Origin of the sequence: Photobacterium sp. WH77 (assembly GCF_022014395.1) — a bacterium.
Classification (GTDB): Bacteria; Pseudomonadota; Gammaproteobacteria; order Enterobacterales; family Vibrionaceae; genus Photobacterium; species Photobacterium arenosum.
Genome location: NZ_JAKLTE010000009.1, coordinates 93452 through 114736, shown reverse-complemented (window position 1 = coordinate 114736; position 21285 = coordinate 93452). Strand labels below are relative to the sequence as shown.

Below are 21285 nucleotides of genomic sequence, written 5' to 3'. Positions count from 1 at the left end.
GTCTAAAAATATAAACACTTCTGTATGAATTCCTTCATTGTGTTTACTGCATTGCGAAACAATGCAGTTTTTTTACGTACAATTTCTCATAAATAAGACAACGTATTGGCATTGTTGGTTAATCACAAAAAAATACAGAAACTTTCAATTTTGACACACAATTATTCTGTCCTCAGATGAAAATGATCACACAGACACTGCTATCTTTATTTCAATGCTGAGTAAGCGTGTTCTGTTGTTTCCGGAGGTGTCCGATGCGATTCACCTTATCTTTTAGGTTGCTGCTGCTGTCTTTAGCACTGTTTCTGGTGTGTGTCAGCCAGGTTCATGCGGCATCGAGCCGATTACAGAAAGTCATGGACAGGGGAGTGCTCCGGGTTGGAACTACCGGCGACTGGGGGCCAATGACCATGAGGGATCCTGCGACAAATTTCTACAAGGGATACGACATTGATATAACGACTGAGCTGGCCAAGGATCTCGGTGTGACTGTTGAATACGTGGCCACGGACTGGAAAGCCTTGGTCAGCGGAATTGTTACGGAAAAATACGACTTGACCGGCAGTGCGGCGCTCAATATCAGTCGGGCAAAGGTAGTCGGGTACAGCCAGCCTTATTATTACCTTGCGTTTGTGCCGGTGACGCAGAAAACGAACCAGAATCGCTTTCGCTATTGGGCCGATTTTAACTCTTCATCGGTAACGGTGGCTTCCCGTCGGGGGGCTGTTGAGGAAACCATGGTAAAAGAATTCTTTCCCAGGGCCAGGCAGCAGGTCATAGAGAGCGGAAAATCTTATCAGGAGTTACTGGCAAACCGTGCCAATGTCATTGTGACGTCCAATATAGAGGCTGCAATGCTAATCAGCCGATTTCCACAGTTGACCATTCCTAACGTTCAGGGGATGCGACGGGCGACACCTTTAGCGATGTTGATGCCAAGAGATGATCAAGTCTGGATTAATTTCATTAACCAATGGATAGAATTAAAGAAAACGCAGGGATTTTTTGACCGGATAGCCGAAAAATGGGGACTGGCCGTCATGGATATTGAGTAAGCAGTCTGAGCCGTGTCGGAATATAAGTTATCCACTCTGGATTTGTACTGACCACTTGCGTCACTATGGTGAAACGTACTGATTTGGAGGTGGATATGGATTTGTCACGGTATCAGGGATTAATTTTCGACATGGACGGCACGCTGATAGACTCAATGCCAGCCCATATAACAGCCTGGCGCTATGCCTGCGAGCAGTTCAACATTCCCTTTGATCCGCAGTGGCTTATGAGTCTGGGTGGATCGCCCACAATCAAAACCGCGCAAATGATGAATGAAAAATATCAGACGGATCATGATATCCAGGAAGTGGCTGATGCCAAATGGCGCTTTTTTGAAGCGCTGGAACAAAAGGGAGAGGCCATTCCGGCCACTGTTAATCTTTTATTGCAGTATCGAGACCAAAAGAAAGTGGCCGTCGGTACCGGATGCCGCAAAGTTAATGCAGAAAACTTGCTGACCATAACCGACATTTTGCCTTTACTTGATGCCTTAGTCACTGCCGACGATGTCCTAAACCATAAACCTCACCCCGATACTTTCCTTGAAGCGGCTAACCGTATCGGGCTGGCACCTCATCAGTGTGTGGTTTTTGAAGATACCGATTTAGGACGGCGGGCGGCATTAGCTGCAGGGATGGACTGTTTTCTTGTTGTCGATGGAGTAATCGCAGAGTTCACCTCTGCAACGCCAGTGCGATAGCGCTACATTAGGATTGACTAAATTTATGATTCTATGTGATTTATTTTTTATTTAGTGGCAGGATTTTAATGCGTTTTTATGCTGGTCGCACTACAATCAAAATATAATATTAAGTAAGGAGGTGATTGTGAAAGCCTTAACAACATTAGTAGTGGGATTATCTGGTCTGGCTTTAGCAGGATGCAGTGCATCAATCGATGAGCGTGCCAATGATTTCGTCGATGTCAGCTATTCCTTATGCGGTGCAAAAGTGAAAGCGTTTTCTCAGAGTGATGACGGAAAAATTCGCGTAGTGTGTGAAAACGACAGCTATTTTTCTGTCAATAATCAGCAGACGCTGACAGTTATGAATGAGATTAACGGTGCATATTGCCATGGACGAGGATTCAGCCATTTTAATGAGCGCTCAGATTTTTATACGTTCACCTGCATGAATGATAAAAACTTCAACATTCCCAAGTAACGGATTTTCTTTTATTTGCCCAAATCGTTAATTCAAGACCCGCATACGCTGCGGGTCTTTCCATAAATTGTTACTGAGTTTGTCTTCTTGACGCTGCTCATAGCGTTTACTGATTTCCTTGTTAGTATAGATTTCGTTCCAGATAGTAATGCCACAAAAGGATTTCGCATTGAATCAGAAATTTATCACTGCCAGCATCGGGCTGGCCATTTCCGCATTTTCACTACATTCCATTGCCGCCAATGTGCCTGAAGGGGTTGTTCTAGCCAAAGAGCAGCACTTGGTACGAGCCAATGGCGCAGAGCCGAGTACATTAGATCCTGGGTTTGTTGGTTCAGGCAGCCCGGGCGATGTCATCGTGAATGACTTGTTCGAAGGGCTGCTGATTGAAAATCTGCAGGGCGAAATCACAGCTGGGCAAGCTGAAAGCTGGGCTGTGTCAGACGACGGAAAAACCTACACTTTTAATTTGCGTAAGGGCCTGAAATGGTCTGATGGTCAGCCATTGACCGCCATGGATTTTGTGTTTGCGTGGCGTCGGGCGGTTGATAAATCGACGGGCAACAATACCGGATTCAATTTGGTCACCGCCAACATTACCCATGCCCAGGAAATACTGAATGGTGAAAAACCGGCATCCGAGCTGGGAGTGAAAGCGCTCAACCTGCATCAGCTTCAGGTGACATTAAGCCGCCCGACGCCGTATTTCCTTAGCCTGATGAGCATCAAAACCTTCTTTCCTGTACCGGCTCATGTGGTGAGTCAACACGGTGATTTATGGACTCGTGCCGATCATTTTGTCTCAAATGGTGCCTATGTTCTGAAAGAATGGGTGCCGAACGAAAGGGTCGAAGTAACACGTAACCAGCATTACAGGGATGATGCATCCACGGTCATTAACAATGTGACCTATTTGGCGTTGTCGTCACAAAGTGCAGAGCTGATGCGCTACCAGGCTGGTGAAGTGCATATGACGAACCGTGTTCAGCTTGAGTATTATCAGAAATTGCTGAAGGACAGCCCGGAAGAGATTAAATCTCTGCGCTTATTGGGCTCTTATGTGTATGCCTTTAATACCCAGCAGCCTCCATTTGATAATGCTGACGTACGCCGTGCGCTGAGTATGGCGATAGACCGCGATGTGTTGGTGCAAAAAGTGACGGGGCAGGGCGAGCCAGAGGCTTTCTCTGTCGTGCCGGATATCATTCCAAACTATCAGAATTTCACCCCGGCATTTAAGTCTCAGGCTCATGACGAGCGCATTGGTGAAGCGAAAGTGCTGCTGGCGAAGGCGGGTTACAGCAAGAGCCATCCGTTGAATGTCACTCTGACCTACAACACCAGTGAAAATCATAAAAAGCTGGCACTGGCGATTGCCTCTATGTGGAAGTCTCTGGATGTGAGCGTAAAGCTGGAAAACATGGAATGGAATGCTTACCTGGCGGCAAAAGCGGCGGGTGATTATGCCGTTGCGCGCTCGTATGCATTTGGTGATTATGCAGAACCCTCCTCTGTTCTCAGCAGCTTCACTTGCGGGCATGTCAGTAACGAAACCGGGTTCTGTAACAAGGAATTTGATGCGTTGCTTAAGCAGGCCGCTGATATTACGGATGAGCCAAAACGATATGGTATTTACCGCGAGGCAGAACATATTCTCGATCAATATTCGCCTGTCATGCCAATTTACCATTACAACCACACACGGCTGGTAAAAAGTCATCTGAAAGGGTTTCCGGACAATAATCCGAAGGGAAATATTTACGCTAAGGACCTGTATTTTGTAGCTAAATGACCAGAAAAGCCTGTTTTTTACAGGCTTTTTTCGATGAAAGGCCGTTCATCATAAACCTGCTCCATATTGACCAGGCAGCAATTCGTGACCAAAACGATAGTGTGTGTTTAAACCGAATTTCCAGTTACCCAGAGATTTGCAAAAATCGACTGTGTCGGGTAGATCCGTCTTAAGTGAAAAATGGCCAACATCGCCCCTTTAAGATCATGTAATGGATCAGTTTTAATCAGGTACTGAAAAACAAAAACACTGAAATCACAGTATTCAGTGTTTTTGTGCATACCAACTTTTACCGGTGTAATTAAAAAGACCACTATGCCTGGTGTCGCATGATAATGACATTAACTAACTTGGCGTGCCGCTTCATCAATTAATTCGATTATGTCATTTGGATGAGAAGCCATAGGGGCATGCCCAGCTTGTAAAGTGATCGTTTTCTTCGCTTGAATCCGTTCTGCAAACCATTTCTCTGTTTCTGGTGGGATCATTCGATCCTGCGCTGAAACCTGGTACCAGCTAGGTTTAACTTTCCAGGCAGGAGAGCCAGATTTATCTTCAAAACAGCGAGCTGCAATTGGTTTTTGACTTAGTGCCATAACGAGCGCTTCTGTTTCATCCACGTCTGGACAGAAATTCTCATGAAAATGATTCGGATCTAACCACAAAAAACCTTGCTCGTCAGGGCGAATGATGGCAGCCCCGGGAGGTGGCTCCCTCAGCCCAAATAAACCACCAGGGTTTTCTCCTTCATTAGGCGCAAATGCCGCAATGTAAACTAAGCCGACAACATTAGTCGCATTTCCCGCACCAGTAATAACCATCCCTCCATAAGAGTGGCCAACCATCAGCACTGGCCCTTCTAACGAAGCAGCCAGATGACTTGTACGTTCGATATCATCAGGAAGTGAAGTGAGTGGGTTTTGCACAGCACGAACATTATACCCTTTGTTGTGTAAAGCAGGGATAACATGGCGCCAATGAGATGCATCCCCCCAGGCTCCATGAACCAAAAGAATGTTTAACTTGCTAGACATTAGAACGGCCTCCGCGGCTATTTTATGAGGCCACTACACAGGCCGATTCTCTATAAAATAAGCCTTCTCGTTGATACGGTTAATGCATACCTAAAGCGCATATTTCGTAAGATTCTAGTAGACCGGATGGAAAGTCGCCATAATCGCTCACAGCGACAAAAGAGGGCTATGCGGTGGGAAAAGCTGTCCTCCCGGTACCCCACCCGATGGAGGTATACCTGAGGTGCGGTGCGGGTGAACGGCAGTATGATGCAGCATCAGCTACGATTCTAAAGAACTAAATGATTCAGCTGTGCATCACGCTGTTGCCTATGGCAGGAGGAAAAAGCGTATGGCAAGTGAAAGTGTCATTTTGAGTTTGGAGAATCCAGTTTTCTTTACCTATGTGCTTGCGGCGTCACTGATGTTGCTGAAGCTCTTGCTGCAGCCGTGGATGACGGTTTACCGAATGATGAAAGTGCGTGCTGGTTTTCGTAGCCCGGAAGATGCGAAGAAAAGCCCGCTGAATCCGACCCCGGTAACTGGTCAATTGGCGCTGAATGAGTACGTTGAGCGCTCGCGGCGTATGAACCTGAATGATTTGGAAAGTATACCCGCGTTTCTTATCGCCGGATTGCTATTCGTGTTAATAGATCCGCCGCTGCTGCTTGCTCAAGTGTTAATATGGGCGTATGTTCTGGCTCGAGCGGCACATTTTATAGCCTATGCAACGGCTCAGTTACACGATGTCCGGGCCACGATATGGACTGTCAGTTCAGTGGCGGTGATCGCAATGGTGATCTATACACTTGTCCGATTGTTCACCTCAGCGCAGTAAAGGTGTGGGTTCGCTAACATTCGTAAAAGATGAAATGGTATTTCGTCTGGCCATTTATTTGCAGGCTGTGACATGCTTGATCTCTGTTTCCTAGCTTACAGTCAGCTAAGAAACCCAGTGTGTCACTCAAATGAAAAGGCCACTCGCAACAGAACGAGTGGCCTTTTTCAGATGGACAGTTTAATGATTAATGCTTTTTTAAGCACGGCAATGAACCATTAAAGCTGAGTCCATGCATCCTGCCAGTATACGCCCACTCCAGGTTCATAGGCCCAGGCTGCACCTGAACACCAACCAGAATAAGGGTATGGTTTACATTCAAAGTTCACGCCGCCGTTGGAAACTTGATCACCGGCCTGGTACGCAGTGCCTTCCACATAGGCTGGTAAATCACCCTCACCACCGGTTCCGCTTTCGTCTTTTGCAATGGTCACTGTCAGAGAGGCCGCATCGCTAGCCGTTCCGTCAGAAACACTGACACTGAAAGACAATGCTGTATCAGTCGTGTAGCTACCGGCCGTAAAGCTCAGGCTTGAACCATTAATAACGGCATTCACACCTGCAGGTACAGTCCAGTCGTACGTCAGGGTATCGCCATCGGCATCAGTGGACTGTGACGCATCCAGGGTGATCACATCATCTGCATTGGCTGTACCTGGGCCGGTCAGTGATGCAACCGGCGCGGTGTTTTGTGCACCAGGCGCTTTCGCAGTCACTGTGATGCTGTCGGTGGCTGTCGCCCCTTCATTATCCGTAACAGTCAGAGTAAAGACATATTGAGTATCAACCGTGACATCTGGCACTGAAATGGTTGCGGAAGCCGTATTCGCACCGTTCAGTGTCAATGCCGGTCCACTGGTCTGTACCCACTGATAGCCGGCAATCTGACCATCGCTGTCTGTTGATGAAGAACCGTTCAGAGTCACAGTGGCTGCAGTATTCACTTGCTGATCAGAACCTGCACGTGCAACAGGTGCACGGTTTCCTGCCGGTGCGCCAGCCAGGGATTCTTGCATCGCATTCAGGATGTCACCATTGTCAGCATCAATTTCCCATGCGAACAGACCGGCAAGTCCCAGATCACGCACATACTGACCTTTGGCCATAATAGAGCGTGGGCTGTCGTAGGTGACTAAATCGCCGTTACTCGGATCATAAGCCCATGGTGCTTCCGCCTGTTCGTCATAACCCAGTACGACGCCAGCTTTATTTTCATAACGGGTAACGACATCTTTATAGTCGATCACACCCGCTTCCCAGGAACCGGCGACAGCACCATTACCCACACCTGTCATCGGGTTGCTTGGATCTGTCATGCTGGCTTGGGTCACACCCGTCCAGCCGCGACCGTACATGGCTGCACCCACAACCAGTTTGTTGGCAGGTACACCCTGAGCAAGAAGACGCTCGACGCCATGTGCAGTGGTGTAAGCTGGACCTTGGCGAGGCTCACCGTTTTCATCAACACCTGTGCCGTTACATTGATCCGCTGTCAGATGGCTGCCACAGTTCAGCGCTGTCTGGTGACCTGTTACGTTGCTCCAACCGCCGTAGAAGTCGTAACTCATGTTGAAGATGTAGTCCATGTACTGAGATGCCTCAGCGTAGTTAACGACATCAATCTTGTCGTAACCAACACCAATTGCAGAAGTCAGTTCGAACTGACGACCTGTCTCGGCTTCCAGCCCATCCAGCATGGTGCGCAGTTCACGCATCAGCGCTACGTATGCCGGGCCATCGTTAACCGGATCACCCAGAGTGGTATTCGCACCTTTTCCGCCTGGGAACTCCCAGTCAATGTCGACACCATCAAAGAATTTCCAGGTTTGCAGGAACTTCTTCACACTGGCAACAAAGACATCACGTTTGGATTTATCGGTAAACGAGAAGAAAGGATCAGACAGCGTCCAGCCACCAATCGAAGGGATGACCTTTAAATCCGGGTAGCGTTGTTTTAGTGCCATCAACTGGCCGTAGTTTCCTTTGTAAGGGGTGCTGTAGGTATGGCCAGACTGTGGTTGTGGCATTTGGACAGCAGCCCAGGGATCGTGAATCGCGACTTCAAAATCAGCTGTGCCGGCACAAGCGCGATTAAGTGCCGCTAAACTATTGCCGCTCTCGATCTCGCCCAGTGATTCATTCGGACCACAAACAGGGATGAAGCCGTAAAGGATGTGTGTCAGGTTTTGGGCTGGGATCTTGTCGACGGTGAATTTACGGCCAAAGACGCCCCACTCAACAAAGTAGGCACCAACAACAGTATCAGCAGGGGTAGAGTAGGTGCCGTTGTTCGGATCGACATTCATGGGGAGTGGATCGAGATGGCTGCCGTCTGTATCTGCCACCACTATGTTGGTTGCAGGGCTGCTGCTACACGCTTCTTCAGCGCCAGAGCCACTGCATAATTCGACGGTTAACGCATATTGACCACCCTGAGTGATGGACAAGGTCGTAGAGCCAGCACCACTGGATGCCGGGTTAATACTTTCCTCAAATGCCGCGTTGCCATTGAGCTTTACTTTCCAGTGGTCAGCCGTTTCGCCGGAATAACGTTGCCAGGCTACTGGCACATCTGCTGCATTTTTTACTGTGACAAGATCTTTGTAGGCGGTTGCAGCCTGATCAACTTCAACGATGGCATAGTCTGTTTCCATCCATGCAAGTTGAGGGGTACCCGGTGCGGCGAGCACACTGCAGGACATAGTCGCAGCGGCAACGGAGAGTGCAACCAAGTTAAACTTGTTTAATAGCATTGCTTTCTTCCTTGAGTCGAAATAATCAATAAGAGCAAATGACATGTCGGTCATAGCTAATAAATAAATAGAACAGTTTCTTTTTTTCTCAAAGCAAGAAAGTTAAATAAATGATAAAAATGTTAATTAATGTGATCTTTTTTGCATTTGTGGTGGGTATTTAACTGAAATTAGCACGTGATAATGATTTGTAAACGAAAAACCCCTTGGTTCCGACTGACTTTATAAATGTATAAAAATAAGTTTACTGCAATAAGATGGTTATGAGTGCGGTTTGCTATACAAACAATACTCATTAATAATCAATGAGATATGAATTTTTTGATAAAGAAGGAACGGCGATGTGGCTGAGGAGTTTACGTGCTTATGAGAAACTTATGAGGAAAACGTTTTAGTGTGACATGTGGACTTGCAACGCTCTTATTAATCAGGAGCGTCTAAACAAGGAAATATGTACCAGTTAAAAGAAAACAAGCCAGAAGGATACTGGCTTGTTTGTATTGGTCTTATCTTGCTGATTTAGCGTGATTCTTTAGCCGTATCAGATTTAGGATGCCAGGCACCGTCTAGCTTGCTAAGTTCTGGGAACTTACGGCGGTCAAATGTTGGCACTTGCCCGTTTTTCACTTGTACTTCGTAATCTTTGATCACCTTGATAGCCAGATTAGACAACAGCACCAGTGCAGCAATGTTGATCAGCGCCATCATGCCCATAGAAGCATCAGCCATGTTCCATACGACAGGCAGTGAGGCAATGGAGCCAAACAACACCATAGCCAGCACAATGATTCTGAATGTGAACAAGCCTTTCTTCGTATTGCCGTTCAGGAACATGATATTTGTTTCTGCGTAACTGTAATTAGCAATAATGGAAGTAAAGCAGAACAGTATGATAGCGGCTGCCATAAAGTAGGTTGTCCAGCTTCCCAACTCGTTTGTCAGTGCTTGTTGTAGCAGACCGATACCAGAAGCAGCATCAGGCTGATCCATCACACCTGACAGCATGATCATCGCGGCTGAGGCAGTACAAATGACAATGGTGTCAGCAAACACCCCGAGCATCTGTACAAAGCCTTGCGATGCAGGGTGGTTAGGGTTAGGTGTTGCGCTGGCAGCAACATTGGCCGCTGAGCCCATACCCGCTTCATTTGAGAACAGGCCACGAGCGATACCACTTTGCATTGCCTGCGCAATGGTATAAGCCACGCCGCCGGCTGCGGCTTCCTGCCAGCCGAAAGCACTTTTAACAATCAGCGAGATTGCGGCAGGCAGTTCAGACATGTTCATGATGACAATCAGACAGGCGATAGCTAGATATCCGACCGCCATAACCGGTACGATACGAGCAGAAGCTTGCGCGATAGATTTTAATCCGCCCATGATGAAGAAGGCAGAACACGCCACAATAACTAGCCCTACATACTTACGGTCGATCTCAAAAGAATGGTTGAGGGCAGCGGTAATGGTGTTTGCCTGAACGGCATTGAAGACTAGTCCGAAAGCAATAATCAGACAGACTGAGAACAGTGTGCCCATCCAGCGGGCACCAAGTCCCTGCTCCATGTAATAGGCTGGGCCGCCGCGGTATTGCCCGTCTACATCTTTTACTTTATAGACTTGAGCAAGTGTGGATTCCACAAAAGCGGTCGCCATTCCCAGCAGGGCCATCACCCACATCCAGAAAATGGCACCGGGTCCGCCGACTGTCAGTGCGACTGCGACACCAGCCATATTACCGGTACCCACACGTGCTGCCATTGAAGTGCAAAATACCTGATAAGAGCTAATACCAGATTCTACATCTTTGCCTTTTTTCAAGACGCCGATGGCATGACGAAACTGTCGAATCTGAATGAACCCGAGGCGAAAAGTAAAATAGATACCTACAGCAACCAGCAGATATACAAGAAGGTGGCCCCATAGCAGTCCATTAATGTCGCCAATGATGAGCATTAATTTTTCGTTGAGAATGGCGAGCCAATTGTTAATCGTTGCATCCATAGAATGATCCTGTGATGTCATATTGACTAAGAAGCAGGACAACAAGCATTGTCCTAAATGAAGGGAATGATTCAGCTCACTGGCTTATGCAGCGAGATGAAGAGATGTTCCCGAATGTGTAATAGTGACTTAATTTTCGTGCGAGAAGGTAGCACAAAATCCCGCAAATGGCTCAGGATATAGATCACGTTTTTAATGGATTTATACGACGTTACATGAGATTTATTACGTTGAAATTAATTTTTTATATACTAAAAACAGTTGCTTATTGAGTATTTGTTGTCTGTGCTGTAAGCGAAAAACCAAAGTAGGATTAATTTGTTGTTAACGGAATTTTAAACTAAATTTAACGCTATTCTTCAAATTATAACACTGTGATGTTGCGATTGAGATCGTGCTTTTACCTGATTGAGGGCCGTCGTTTTCACTGATGGTGCCGTCTGTTTAATGGACTTGATAATCGAAAGGTGGAGAGGGGGAGGGAGACGTCATAGTGCTTTTCTTCACGCTGATTGAGATACAGCTGAATTGGTAGCCACATATGCAAACGAACAGATGTTCATCGATGACAATGAACTCTTCGTGTTGTCCGCATTCTTTGCAATATGGTGCCTGTTCCATATCATGCTCCTTGGGGAATCGAGCCAATGATAGACTGAAGCAACTGTTGCTAAAAAAAGTTTTGAAAAAAATTCGAGGGGAAACAAATAAAGAAGATGAGAAGAATGAAACAAAAAAGCCTTTTGGTCGGACATACTGGATTTGAACCAGCGACCCCTACTCCCCCAGAGTAGTGCGCTACCAAACTGCGCTAATGTCCGCCAAAAGGCTTGCTAACTGACGAGCATATTACCAATACTGACTGCTTTTGGCAAAGCTAAATTGCTGAGAAACAGGCTATTATTTCATCGATTGATTAGCTGCTGGCTGATTCTGAGGGTGAAAGGGTATTTGTGTTGGTGCAACAGCGCACAGGTATCTGGCAAATTCACTAAAATAAACGTGCTGTAGCGGCAGTTGAGAATCCCAGTCCGAGATCGCTAAAATCATTTTTTGGTCAGAGAATTGTCAAGGACACAAAAATTATGTTCACAATAACGAAGACTGAGAGTATTATTTAATTACTGCTGCTACTCTTACACCCTCGTTAGAGTTCTCTATTATAATTAAGTGAGCGTACTACTCTTCTCACATACGCGCAGCAGAAGTCATAGCGTTAGTTTTTCGGCAGAATACGGGTCTTATGAGATATCTTGGGATCTTGGTTTAATTTTATTAATTTTGCTCTATTTCAAATAGCACAACAAGTGTCATGAATCTGTTAGTCGATGGCAAGAAAGTGCTCTTTATAAGAATAGTGTTTAGAGGTAATTCATGGCTAACTTTTCGGATGCGGAAAAAGCACTAAGTGCGATGCTAAAGAATGTTGAAAACGGGAAACATCTGCAAGAGACCAGAGCTGACTATCGTCAGGCACTGATTGACTTTGCCGACGAAGTACCGGGCAGACAGCGTGCTGTCATTAAGCGAATTCCGCTACAGAAAATAAATGATTTGATAGCAGTATTGAACGAATTTAAAGAAGAAGCTCGTCAGGTAAGAATGATTGAGATTCTGGCGTTGATGGAAAAAGACGGTGTTCACCCTGAAGAGTTGATGGACTCTCAGACTGAGGAATAACCTAACGTCTATCTGATTGCTACTTATAATAAAAAAGGAGAGTCATACTCTCCTTTTTTATTATGCTTCAGTGACTGTTGTGATGTAGTCGACTTCATTTTTATATTTGCGAACATTCCGTGAGAGAGTCCCTTTCGGTACGCCATATCGTTTCTCGGCTTCATAGCTTGATAAACCTTCGAAGACGACAGCCTCAACAGCAGTACGTTGATTTTGGGATTTGAAAATTCGCTCTGAGATTACTTTAAATTGTTCACGTGTCATAGCCAAAACTACTCGCTTGTTATTCCTTTATAGGCCTGCTGGGTATGACTGACCGGCAGTTCTGATTCCCGGTATAGTAGCAGTCATACCCTAACGTAAGCTTAATAAGCGAATATTTACTCCAGGAGTATAAGGCCGGTGGGAAGCGAATCGCCGTAAACACGCTGGTTTTCTTCCTGAGTCAACACTTTATGCTCTGCGACCATCTCGATCCAGCGCTCTGGCACTTTGCTTGCCAGTAGTTTATCTACTACCTTTTGTCGTAACTCATCATCAATATCCAGTGTTCTGTCGCCTGTTTTTCTGCACATCATTACGGCGGCAAGGGCAATATCAGGTTCATCTTTCCAGTCTGAATCTAATAACTCTGGCAGGCAGTAGCTGATATGCTGAGCCGTTAACAGGTTATGCCGACTTCCATAGAGCGGGAAGCGACTGCCAATCCTGCCAATTGCCCACCAATGCGCCTGAGCAAATTGTGGTTTTTGCAATCGTGAGAATAACCATTCAATCAGTTGCAGTTTCTTTTCAAATGCTATGTGCTCAAGAGAAGCTGCTAAACGCACCATTTGCTCATAGCCTCGCTCTTGCATCTCTTTTGCTAATTTAGGATTGCGGGTTGCGCTCGGATTAATGTATTTGGCGATATCTTTGTAAATGATTTCTTGCTGCGCCTGATTGAGACCACCTGCTACACGACGCCAGAATATCCACCAGTCATTCCAGCTTTGAGCAGACTGGTGAAATTGCAGATTGTGCTGATACAGCGCCCAGACTTGATTCATCCGCCAGTCATCAACCGGGTCACCAAAACCGGGTCTTAACGTGTAACCTGTCAGTTTCAGCCAGTTTCGCTCATGCACAGCGGAGCGCCGCCGCCGTTTTTTGCTGTCAAGCAAGGTGTCGGCTAAGGCTCTTAATGAGGGCATTTCCCAGTCTTCACGCTTACCGAGGTACTTTTCCAGATCGTTTCTGAGTGTTTTTACCGGTTTTTCATCTGCGTGTTTTTTGCTGCCGCCATACGCTTTCTGAATGGCGATTCGGGCTGATTGCAAGGCGGTTGGATGGGGCATGTCTTCACTTGCATCAAGGTTATTATCGACAGAGGCTGCTTTTCGTACGGAAAAATTAACCTGCCATCGTTTATCTGGCATATCTGCGCTGACGCATTCCAATTGTAATGTGCCCACTTCAGTGAGCTGACAGGCCAGGGTAACATCAACTCTGTCTTTCTGGTTTGCTGCCAGTGATTCTCTGTCGGTCTCGCTGTTCAGAGTAATAACAAAAGGGGGCAGCGAGGTCATATGGGGTTTATCCAGAGTAAGGATATCCCCGGCCGAGATCGGCGTATCATCTGAAGAGGCATACAGATCAAAACGAACCGGTTCGCCTAATGTCAGCGCGAATTTTCTGTCTGACAATGCCACTTCAACACCTTCTTCAGTACCTCGCGGTAACAGGCAAATACCAGAATGAGCGGATTGTGTATGCAGGTCGAGGAAAAATGAGCGCGCTGATCCTCCTCCAATCTTCAGCTGTGCGCCGTGTCTGGCTTTTGCATATGCGACGGCGCCGTATGCGACAGCAAGGTCGGGATGCGGATTGTCCAGACAGGTGACGCTTGCTCCTTTCCAATGGGCAAAAATATCCTGAATACGTTCGGACAAAACAGGGCTGTTGAATACGCCGCCATTGAGCAAAATTGCAGGGGGAATAGCCTTAATCGATGTGTCGCTGTTGTCTTCGGCTAAGCCCATAGCCTCATGGCAGGCGGCACTATGTTCACTGATGAAGTGTGCCAGATGTCTGGATATAGCCGGATCTGAAGCGTAGGGTAAACCGAATTCCACAACGGCACTTTGACGTTGGCCAGGATGTTCATCAAACGCACTGACAGGGAAAAATCCGTCGAGGGCTATGTGGTTGACTTGCGCCTGAGTGAGTTCCGCCGAGCGGCTGCCGCCGATCAGTTTCGAGCCACTGCCAAGCAGCGTCACACTCACCTGATCGGGCGCATTCTCTGCCAGCAGTTGCTCCTTTGCACGACGTGTTTGCTGAATGAGCTTCGACAGGCCAGCAGCGCTTAGCCGTTTACCACCGGTGTGCAGGATATTCTCGGCCTGATGGGCCAGTGCCAAATCCAGGTTATCCCCACCCAGCATCAGGTGGTCACCTACGCCGATGCGATCAAGCTTAAGCCTTTCATTCTGGTAGCTGACTTTAATCAGGCTGAGATCTGTGGTACCGCCGCCAATGTCGCACACCATTAAAAGCGGTATATCTTTCAACAGGGTTTCCGCTTCATTGTGGTGACGGGAATACCAGTCGTAGCATACGGCCTGTGGTTCTTCGAGCAATACCATATGGCTTAGCCCGGCCAGTCTGGCCGCTTCTATCGTTAGCGCTCTGGCGCCTTCATCGAAAGAAGCGGGTATGGTGATAACAACATCCTGGTGGGCAAGTTTATCTTGTGGATGGTGATAGTCCCAGCACTGACGGACATGGTTCAGGTAACTCGCACTGGCAATAACCGGCGATACTTTTTGCACACCGCTGCTGGCTGCCCATGGCAGAATCGGTTGATTGCGATCAACGCCCGTATGAGATAACCAGCTTTTTGCACTAGTGACTTGCCGGCCTTCAACTTTGGCCCCTAATTCGCGGGCATAATCACCTATGATCGCCTCTGGAAAGTCGCCATTAACGGGATTGTTATCCCAGGGCAGAACACACAGATCAGGTGCTATTTCACCGCTTGTAGGATGGTATCTGAACGAGGGTAAAAGGGGTTTACGTGCCACTTCACCGGGGGCGATGAGCTGGTCGATGTCGAAAATCTTTACAGCTTCATGTTGAAGATCAGAAGTAACAGGGCAGTAGGCGACAACGGTATGTGTTGTACCTAAATCTATACCCACTAAATATCGGGGAGAAGACATGTAAGACTCCGTGCCTGTTTTTACTCAGATGTTACCGTGTAACCAGCATGTGGCTGAAACTGGGTAAGCTGGGTAAAATAACGGCGCAATGAATGCGCCGTCGAAATATCATCTGAGAAAGCATTAACTTTCCCGAACGTCAAACTCTACTTGCCATTTCTGTCCGCCATCAGTTGGAATGGCTTCCAGGCATAGGGTGCCCAGTTCTGTCACTCGTGCCGCCAGTGAAACCGGAACGATCTGGCCCGCAGAACGACCATCGGATACCGGTAGGGTCACTTGAATCGCTGGCAGTTCTTCCAGCTCCTCTGGTTGCCACCAGTCCAGCAGGACCCCCGGCGCATCTTCACGGCGAACCGTTGAACCGAAGAATCGGAAAGTCACGGGCTGACCAATGATCAAGCCGAATTCTCTGCCTGATACGTCTGCATGACTGCCTTCTTCCATACCAAAAGGCGCTACGCAAAGCGCTTCTACAGGTGGTTCCATACCCGGAATGGCCGGCATGGCACTTTCAATGCCCACATAGTAGCTGCTGGCAATACCACCGCGAATGCGAACGCCTTTGCCCTGGCGCACTGAGCCGTAATAGGAAGCCCCGTGGGCAACAGCCAGATCCAAGTCCAGTCCCTGAAGGCGTTTGGCTTCCGGGCTGCCGGCCTGGGTCAGCCATTGATTGATGGTGGACGTCAGGCGCTGAGAAAGCAGATCGGATTTCAGCACACCACCGTTGAACAAAATTGCAGTCGGGCGAATGAAGCCATCATGAATTTGCTCAAAGCTATCAAAAAGTTCATCCACGGCGGAGGATTGACGACTCAGAAAACCGGCAATATGACGGGTAATAGCGGCATCTTGTGCGTAAGGCAGTCCCATTTGTGTCAGAGCACCGCGCTGCATTTCAACCGGATGCTCTTCAATGTCTGTTTGTGGGAAGAAGCCTTCTACCAGTGTTTGCTGAACCTCCGCTTGGGTGAGTTCGGTTTGCAGTGTACCACCCAGCAGCTTGGAACCCCGGCTTGGCACCACAATGGGAACAGCCTGCAGAGTATCGTCTGTCAGCAGGGCTTCTTTAGCATCACGGCAAGCGTGGGTAATGGCTTGAATCTGCCAGGGTTGCAGCGCCTTGCCTTCCTGCGCCAGTTTGGCCTTCAGACGGTAAGCCAGCGCCAGATCCATGTTATCGCCACCCAGCAAAATATGATCACCGACAGCAACACGATTCAGCGTCAGGTTACCGTCTTCTTCCGTCACGGCGACCAGAGAAAGGTCGGTGGTACCCCCACCGATATCGACAACCAGGACGACATCGCCCACGCTGACCTGATCACGCCAGGTGTCATCGTTATTCTTGATCCAGCTGTATACCGCTGCCTGTGGCTCTTCTAACAGCGTCAGGTGTTTGAAGCCCACTTCGCGCGCCGCTTCTGCCGTTAAATCGCGAGCCGCCGGGTCGAAGGAGGCCGGTACGGTAATGGTAACATCCTGATCGAACAGTGATGCATCAGGGTGTTTGTGATCCCAGGCTCTGGCCAGGTGAGACAAATAAGCGCGGGTCGCAGCCAGTGGAGAAACTTTAGTCACTTCTTCTGGCGCATTCAGCGGCAGAAAGGCATCACGACGGTTAATGCCGCCATGGCACAACCAGCTTTTGGCACTGGCGATTAAACGGATAGGGGTTTTACTGCCTAAATGGCGAGCCATCGCACCCACAATCGCATTCGGCTGAGCATCCCACGGCAGGGTAGTATCCCCTGGTGCCAGCTCAGATTCGTGTGCCTGATACATGAAAGAGGGCAATTGCGACTTGTCTTCTACATTGCCCGGAGTGGTCAGCTGGGCGATTGGCATCACAGTGACCGGTGCATCGTCCTGTTGTAAATCAACATAAGACAGAACGCAGTGGGTGGTGCCAAGGTCAATACCCACACTGTATTTATGTTCTTGATGTGCTTGCATTATAGCTCAACCTCAGCTGCCGACAGGATACGAGGGTCGTGTCCGTCTGACATTTTAGGTAAATGAATTTCTGTAACTTTCCATCCGCGGTGAATGAGGGTGCCAGTGAAAGGCGCATTACCCACCACATTGCCTGTCAGGCGGACTTCAGAGGCATTAAAGCCTTCTGGTAAGGTGATGCGGGTTTCTTCTTCTTCAATGCGCACTGGCGCAAACCGGAAATATTCATCCAGCACTTTTTTACCGCCTTCGTGAATAACCCGGGCTGCCGCGCCAATTTCGGCATCGGCAAAGCCTTTCAGATCTTCTTGCATAAAGTCGATGAAACGTGCTTCTTTTTGCAGCAGAGACAGGAGCTGAAGCGCAGCGTCAGGCGTTGCGGTTTTGAGTTTAGATTCCACCTCAACAATTTTCTCTACTTCAACAATCTTTTCGATCGGTTTTTCGACTTCGACAATTTTTTCAACCTGGACTTCTTTCTCGACGACTTTCTCAACTTCTACCGGTTTGCCTTTCTTTGTCACGTATAGCAGTAAAAGAATAACAATCAGAGCGGCCAGTACGCCATGTGCCATATCAATAGTGGTTGGCATTGCGGATAAATCCACCGTCATTTTTGAAAAGTCTAAAGCCATATTTATCTTCTCTTTTGTCCGTGACAAGCTGAAAAATTTTGGCCCGAATATTAACACAACATATTGCTAATATAGCCAGTAAACACGCCATTTTTAGCGCTAGTTTCGCGAGAAACTGTCTCTTAGGTTACTTTGCAACCAAGTCAATATGACATTTTTCTGTCACAGGTTACATACACTTGTGATAAGAGCGGCAGTGGTAAGGCTCAAATCGCTGAATGAGGCTGGAGTTTACCGTCCTTCATTACTTTTTAGTCTATTTTTTGAGCCTGTGTGAAATTCGCATTAACTTTACAGGAGTGTCAGAAAATCAGACAGGCAAAATGCAACGCATTATGAGTTGCAGGCTGCGATAACTTGCGCAGCAGATAGTGCATCAGGGGTAATCAAGCACTGCTTTTATGTCAGTGAGGTTGTCGGCAATCCATTGTTTGTTGATTGCGCCCCATTCCTGAATTTCATACCGTCCGCTTCGGTGGCGTTCTCCCTCTGCCTGTTTGAATTCACACACAATATCGAGGTCGGAGAGGCTTTTAATGGTGTCTTGCGCTGTGCGCCTCGGCATACCCGTATATTCAAGCAATGCGGGCACTGTCGCGATGCCCTGGTCGATCAGGTGCGCGACATATAAGCGACGATAAAAGCTGGATTTGGTTTTACTGATGGACATAACTGCCGTGTTAACTCCGTTTAAACATCTTAACTGACGATGCCAGAGTATCACCAATTTCAGCCAGGATGAACGGCGTTTTGATGCAGCCGGCAGTCGTTGCTATTGTCAGAGAGTTTTACAGCTGTCTGAAGTTGTCATCTTTGTAAAACCGTAACACATTGAAATTAATGAATGGATAAAGTTGGCCCGAATAGTGCAATCAAATAATGAAACCAGACACAGCAGAAACAAAGCGCGTATTACGTGAATGTTAATGCAGTGATGTGAAGAAGAGGGAGTATCTGTGATCACTGCTTCAGGGCTTAGGGGAAGCGCTGATACTGTGCAGGGATTCAGAATTATAATAACAACAGACTAAAATTATAATTTTCAACTGGCCACCTGCGGGTGGCTTTTCTTTTTTCTTTGTTTGGCACTGCAGGGATAGTAGCCAGGTGAACAGACCAGGTGCTGTGGTTCTTGCAAGCTTGCCATGCTGGTATACAATACATTGTTCTTTTCCTGTCTGCCCACGACGATGACAGTGCAGGCTTCGCTTCAAACAATAAGGAAAATCGTCTCTGTTATGAGCAAATTGACGGCACCGGAATTTAAGGCCGAACTTCTTCACCCCCGATACTGGCCGACCTTGTTGATGATTGGCACTATGAAACTCATCAGTTTACTCCCTTACCGTATTCAGTTTCTGATGGGTAAAGGTGTCGGCAGGCTGGCAATCAAATTGCTCAAAAAGCGTCGTTATACCATTGAGCGTAATCTGGAACTCTGCTTTCCAGATATGCCAAAGGATGAGCGTGATGCGTTGATTAAGAAAAATATCGACAATGCCGGACTGGCTTTGTTTGAAACCGGCATGGCCTGGTTCTGGCCTGAATGGCGGGTTAAACGCCACATCCGGTTTGAAGGTGTTGAGTATCTGGATGAGCTGGATAAGCAAGGGAAAGGTGTACTGCTGGTGGCTGTTCATTCCATGAATCTGGAAGTCGGAGCCCGCGCATTCGGCCTTAGAGCGCCGGGTGTGGGTGTCTACCGTCCGAACAATAACCCTTGTTTTGATTATTTCCAGTTTAAAGGCCGGGTGCGTTCTAACCGTTATATGCTGGATCGCAAAGATGTCAAAGGGATGTTCCGTGCCTTGCGTGAAGGGGAGCGGGTCTGGTATGCCCCTGATCATGATTATGGTCGTCGCCGTTCAACCTTTGCGCCCCTGTTTGCCGTTGATAAGGCGTGTACGACGGTAGGAACCAGTTTACTGGTTGATGCCACTGATTGTGCCATTGTACCTATTGCCCTGGTCCGCGACACCGATGACGGTATGTATACACTCAGAGTGTTTAAACCGTTGGAAGACTTCCCGCATAATGATCCGGATGCGGCAGCAGTCTATATCAACAAACACGCGGTAGAACCTATGATCATGCAGGCACCAGAGCAGTATATGTGGCTGCACCGGCGGTTTAAGACCCGTCCCGAAGGCGAGGCCAGTTTATACTGATTGGCGAAAGATAAAAAACAGCCCGCATTGCGGGCTGTTTTCGTAGGGCTTGTGGCTATCAGCTAGTCGGTCAGCTGGCCGGTCTGATAATCACGAATCGCTTGCTCGATCTCTTCCATGGTATTCATGACAAAAGGGCCGTAATGTGCCACTGGCTCATTAATCGGGGTGCCCGAGAGCAATAGCAGCCCGGTATCTTCTGCGGCCGTTATTGCCAGACCTTCACCGGCGGTTAACATCACCAGTTCACCGGCTTTGGCATGTCGTCCCTCGATGCTGACTGCTCCCTGGTAAACATACAGCATGGCCTGGAAATCCGGGTTCAGGCAACTGTTCAATTGCTCACCGGCTGCTGCTCGCCAGTCTGCAATAGTGGTGGGTACACCCGTTTCTTGCAGCGGACCTGTCAGAGTGTCACCGTCAATGGTGAGATCGCCGGCAATAACACGAATCAGGTTCTGCTCATTTAGCTGTTTCTCTGTAATCACGTCAGACTGGAAGTCATGGTACTGAGCGGGCAGCATTTTTTTGTTGGCGGGCAGGTTTATCCAAATTTGAAAACCATGTAATTGCCCGTCGGCCATGATGGGCATCTCACTGTGAATAACCCCTTTACCTGCCGACATCCATTGCGCACCACCGTCTTTCAGCTCGCCTTTGTTGCCCAAGTGGTCTTGGTGCTGGAAGTGACCGTGTAACATATAAGTCAGTGTTTCTATGCCTCGGTGAGGATGAGGTGGAAACCCGCCAATATAGTCAGCGGCCTGATCAGACTTGAGCTCATCAACCATCAGAAAAGGCGAGAATGCCGCATTGTCGAAACCATGCACGCGTTGAATTTTGACACCATCACCATCTGACGATGGGTGAGAGCGCTGGATATGTTGAATGTGTCTGATTGCCATGATTGCCTCCGAATATCAGCTTCCGGCGTAGTTTGAAAAAAGTGTACGCCGGGCAAAGGCAACAGAACAGTTCAGGCTGACGAACAGCTTCTTAGAAAAAATTGAATGAGTTGGCGTTT

At 47.8% G+C, this 21285-nt stretch carries 16 protein-coding genes and 1 tRNA gene; 7 read left to right on the top strand and 10 right to left on the bottom strand.

What is annotated here, in order from left to right; all coding sequences use genetic code 11:
* Positions 1-254 precede the first annotated feature (254 nt).
* The 4 genes from L6J37_RS11315 to L6J37_RS11300 all read left to right on the top strand — a co-directional run bounded on the left by L6J37_RS11315 (position 255) and on the right by L6J37_RS11300 (position 4011).
* Positions 255-1055, top strand: a complete 801-nt coding sequence (locus tag L6J37_RS11315) for a transporter substrate-binding domain-containing protein (RefSeq protein WP_192016700.1) — start codon at positions 255-257, stop codon at positions 1053-1055.
* A gap of 89 nt (positions 1056-1144) precedes the next feature.
* Positions 1145-1756: an HAD family hydrolase gene (locus tag L6J37_RS11310; RefSeq protein WP_237795201.1), complete on the top strand. Its 612-nt coding sequence runs from the start codon at positions 1145-1147 to the stop codon at positions 1754-1756.
* Between the two features lie 127 nt (positions 1757-1883).
* On the top strand, positions 1884-2219 hold the full coding sequence (locus L6J37_RS11305; protein ID WP_046221276.1) for a hypothetical protein: 336 nt from the start codon (positions 1884-1886) through the stop codon (positions 2217-2219).
* 169 nt (positions 2220-2388) lie between these two features.
* Positions 2389-4011: a peptide ABC transporter substrate-binding protein gene (locus L6J37_RS11300; protein WP_370630700.1), complete on the top strand. Its 1623-nt coding sequence runs from the start codon at positions 2389-2391 to the stop codon at positions 4009-4011.
* A 341-nt stretch (positions 4012-4352) separates the two neighbouring features.
* Here L6J37_RS11300 and L6J37_RS11295 read toward each other — a convergent pair whose 3' ends face one another.
* Entirely contained in the window at positions 4353-5045 is a 693-nt protein-coding gene (locus L6J37_RS11295) for an alpha/beta hydrolase (protein ID WP_218385948.1), read from the bottom strand.
* Positions 5046-5376: 331 nt separating this feature from the next.
* On the opposite strand from L6J37_RS11295, the gene L6J37_RS11290 reads away from it, so the two are divergent.
* Positions 5377-5862, top strand: coding sequence for an MAPEG family protein (locus L6J37_RS11290; protein WP_237795153.1), 486 nt, complete (start codon positions 5377-5379; stop codon positions 5860-5862).
* Between the two features lie 218 nt (positions 5863-6080).
* Here L6J37_RS11290 and L6J37_RS11285 read toward each other — a convergent pair whose 3' ends face one another.
* The 3 genes from L6J37_RS11285 to L6J37_RS11275 form a co-directional block, all read right to left on the bottom strand.
* Complete coding sequence (locus L6J37_RS11285; RefSeq protein WP_442957011.1) at positions 6081-8615, bottom strand: glycosyl hydrolase family 18 protein; 2535 nt, start codon at positions 8613-8615, stop codon at positions 6081-6083.
* 519 nt (positions 8616-9134) lie between these two features.
* The gene (locus tag L6J37_RS11280) at positions 9135-10616 is read right to left on the bottom strand and encodes an alanine/glycine:cation symporter family protein (RefSeq protein ID WP_192016695.1); all 1482 of its coding nucleotides are present in this window, start codon (positions 10614-10616) and stop codon (positions 9135-9137) included.
* Positions 10617-11360: 744 nt separating this feature from the next.
* Positions 11361-11437: transfer RNA gene (locus tag L6J37_RS11275), tRNA-Pro, on the bottom strand.
* Positions 11438-11990: 553 nt separating this feature from the next.
* Here L6J37_RS11275 and L6J37_RS11270 point away from each other — a divergent pair.
* Complete coding sequence (locus L6J37_RS11270; protein ID WP_192016694.1) at positions 11991-12296, top strand: hypothetical protein; 306 nt, start codon at positions 11991-11993, stop codon at positions 12294-12296.
* A gap of 60 nt (positions 12297-12356) precedes the next feature.
* Here L6J37_RS11270 and L6J37_RS11265 read toward each other — a convergent pair whose 3' ends face one another.
* The 5 genes from L6J37_RS11265 to L6J37_RS11245 all read right to left on the bottom strand — a co-directional run bounded on the left by L6J37_RS11265 (position 12357) and on the right by L6J37_RS11245 (position 18763).
* Positions 12357-12560, bottom strand: a complete 204-nt coding sequence (locus L6J37_RS11265; protein WP_027252139.1) for a helix-turn-helix domain-containing protein — start codon at positions 12558-12560, stop codon at positions 12357-12359.
* Positions 12561-12676: 116 nt separating this feature from the next.
* The gene (locus L6J37_RS11260) at positions 12677-15499 is read right to left on the bottom strand and encodes an Hsp70 family protein (protein ID WP_237795152.1); all 2823 of its coding nucleotides are present in this window, start codon (positions 15497-15499) and stop codon (positions 12677-12679) included.
* A 123-nt stretch (positions 15500-15622) separates the two neighbouring features.
* Complete coding sequence (locus L6J37_RS11255) at positions 15623-17458, bottom strand: Hsp70 family protein (RefSeq protein WP_237795151.1); 1836 nt, start codon at positions 17456-17458, stop codon at positions 15623-15625.
* On the bottom strand, positions 17458-18072 hold the full coding sequence (locus L6J37_RS11250) for a DUF2760 domain-containing protein (RefSeq protein WP_237795198.1): 615 nt from the start codon (positions 18070-18072) through the stop codon (positions 17458-17460). The genes L6J37_RS11255 and L6J37_RS11250 overlap by 1 nt, the downstream gene beginning before the upstream one ends.
* Before the next feature lie 397 nt (positions 18073-18469).
* Positions 18470-18763 carry a winged helix-turn-helix domain-containing protein gene (locus L6J37_RS11245; RefSeq protein WP_027252143.1) on the bottom strand — a complete coding sequence of 98 codons (294 nt, stop codon included), beginning with the start codon at positions 18761-18763 and terminating at the stop codon, positions 18470-18472.
* Positions 18764-19331: 568 nt separating this feature from the next.
* Here L6J37_RS11245 and lpxL point away from each other — a divergent pair.
* Positions 19332-20261: an LpxL/LpxP family Kdo(2)-lipid IV(A) lauroyl/palmitoleoyl acyltransferase gene (lpxL, locus tag L6J37_RS11240; protein ID WP_192016691.1), complete on the top strand. Its 930-nt coding sequence runs from the start codon at positions 19332-19334 to the stop codon at positions 20259-20261.
* Between the two features lie 62 nt (positions 20262-20323).
* Here lpxL and L6J37_RS11235 read toward each other — a convergent pair whose 3' ends face one another.
* Entirely contained in the window at positions 20324-21166 is an 843-nt protein-coding gene (locus tag L6J37_RS11235; RefSeq protein ID WP_237795150.1) for a pirin family protein, read from the bottom strand.
* Between the last annotated feature and the right edge of the window lie 119 nt (positions 21167-21285).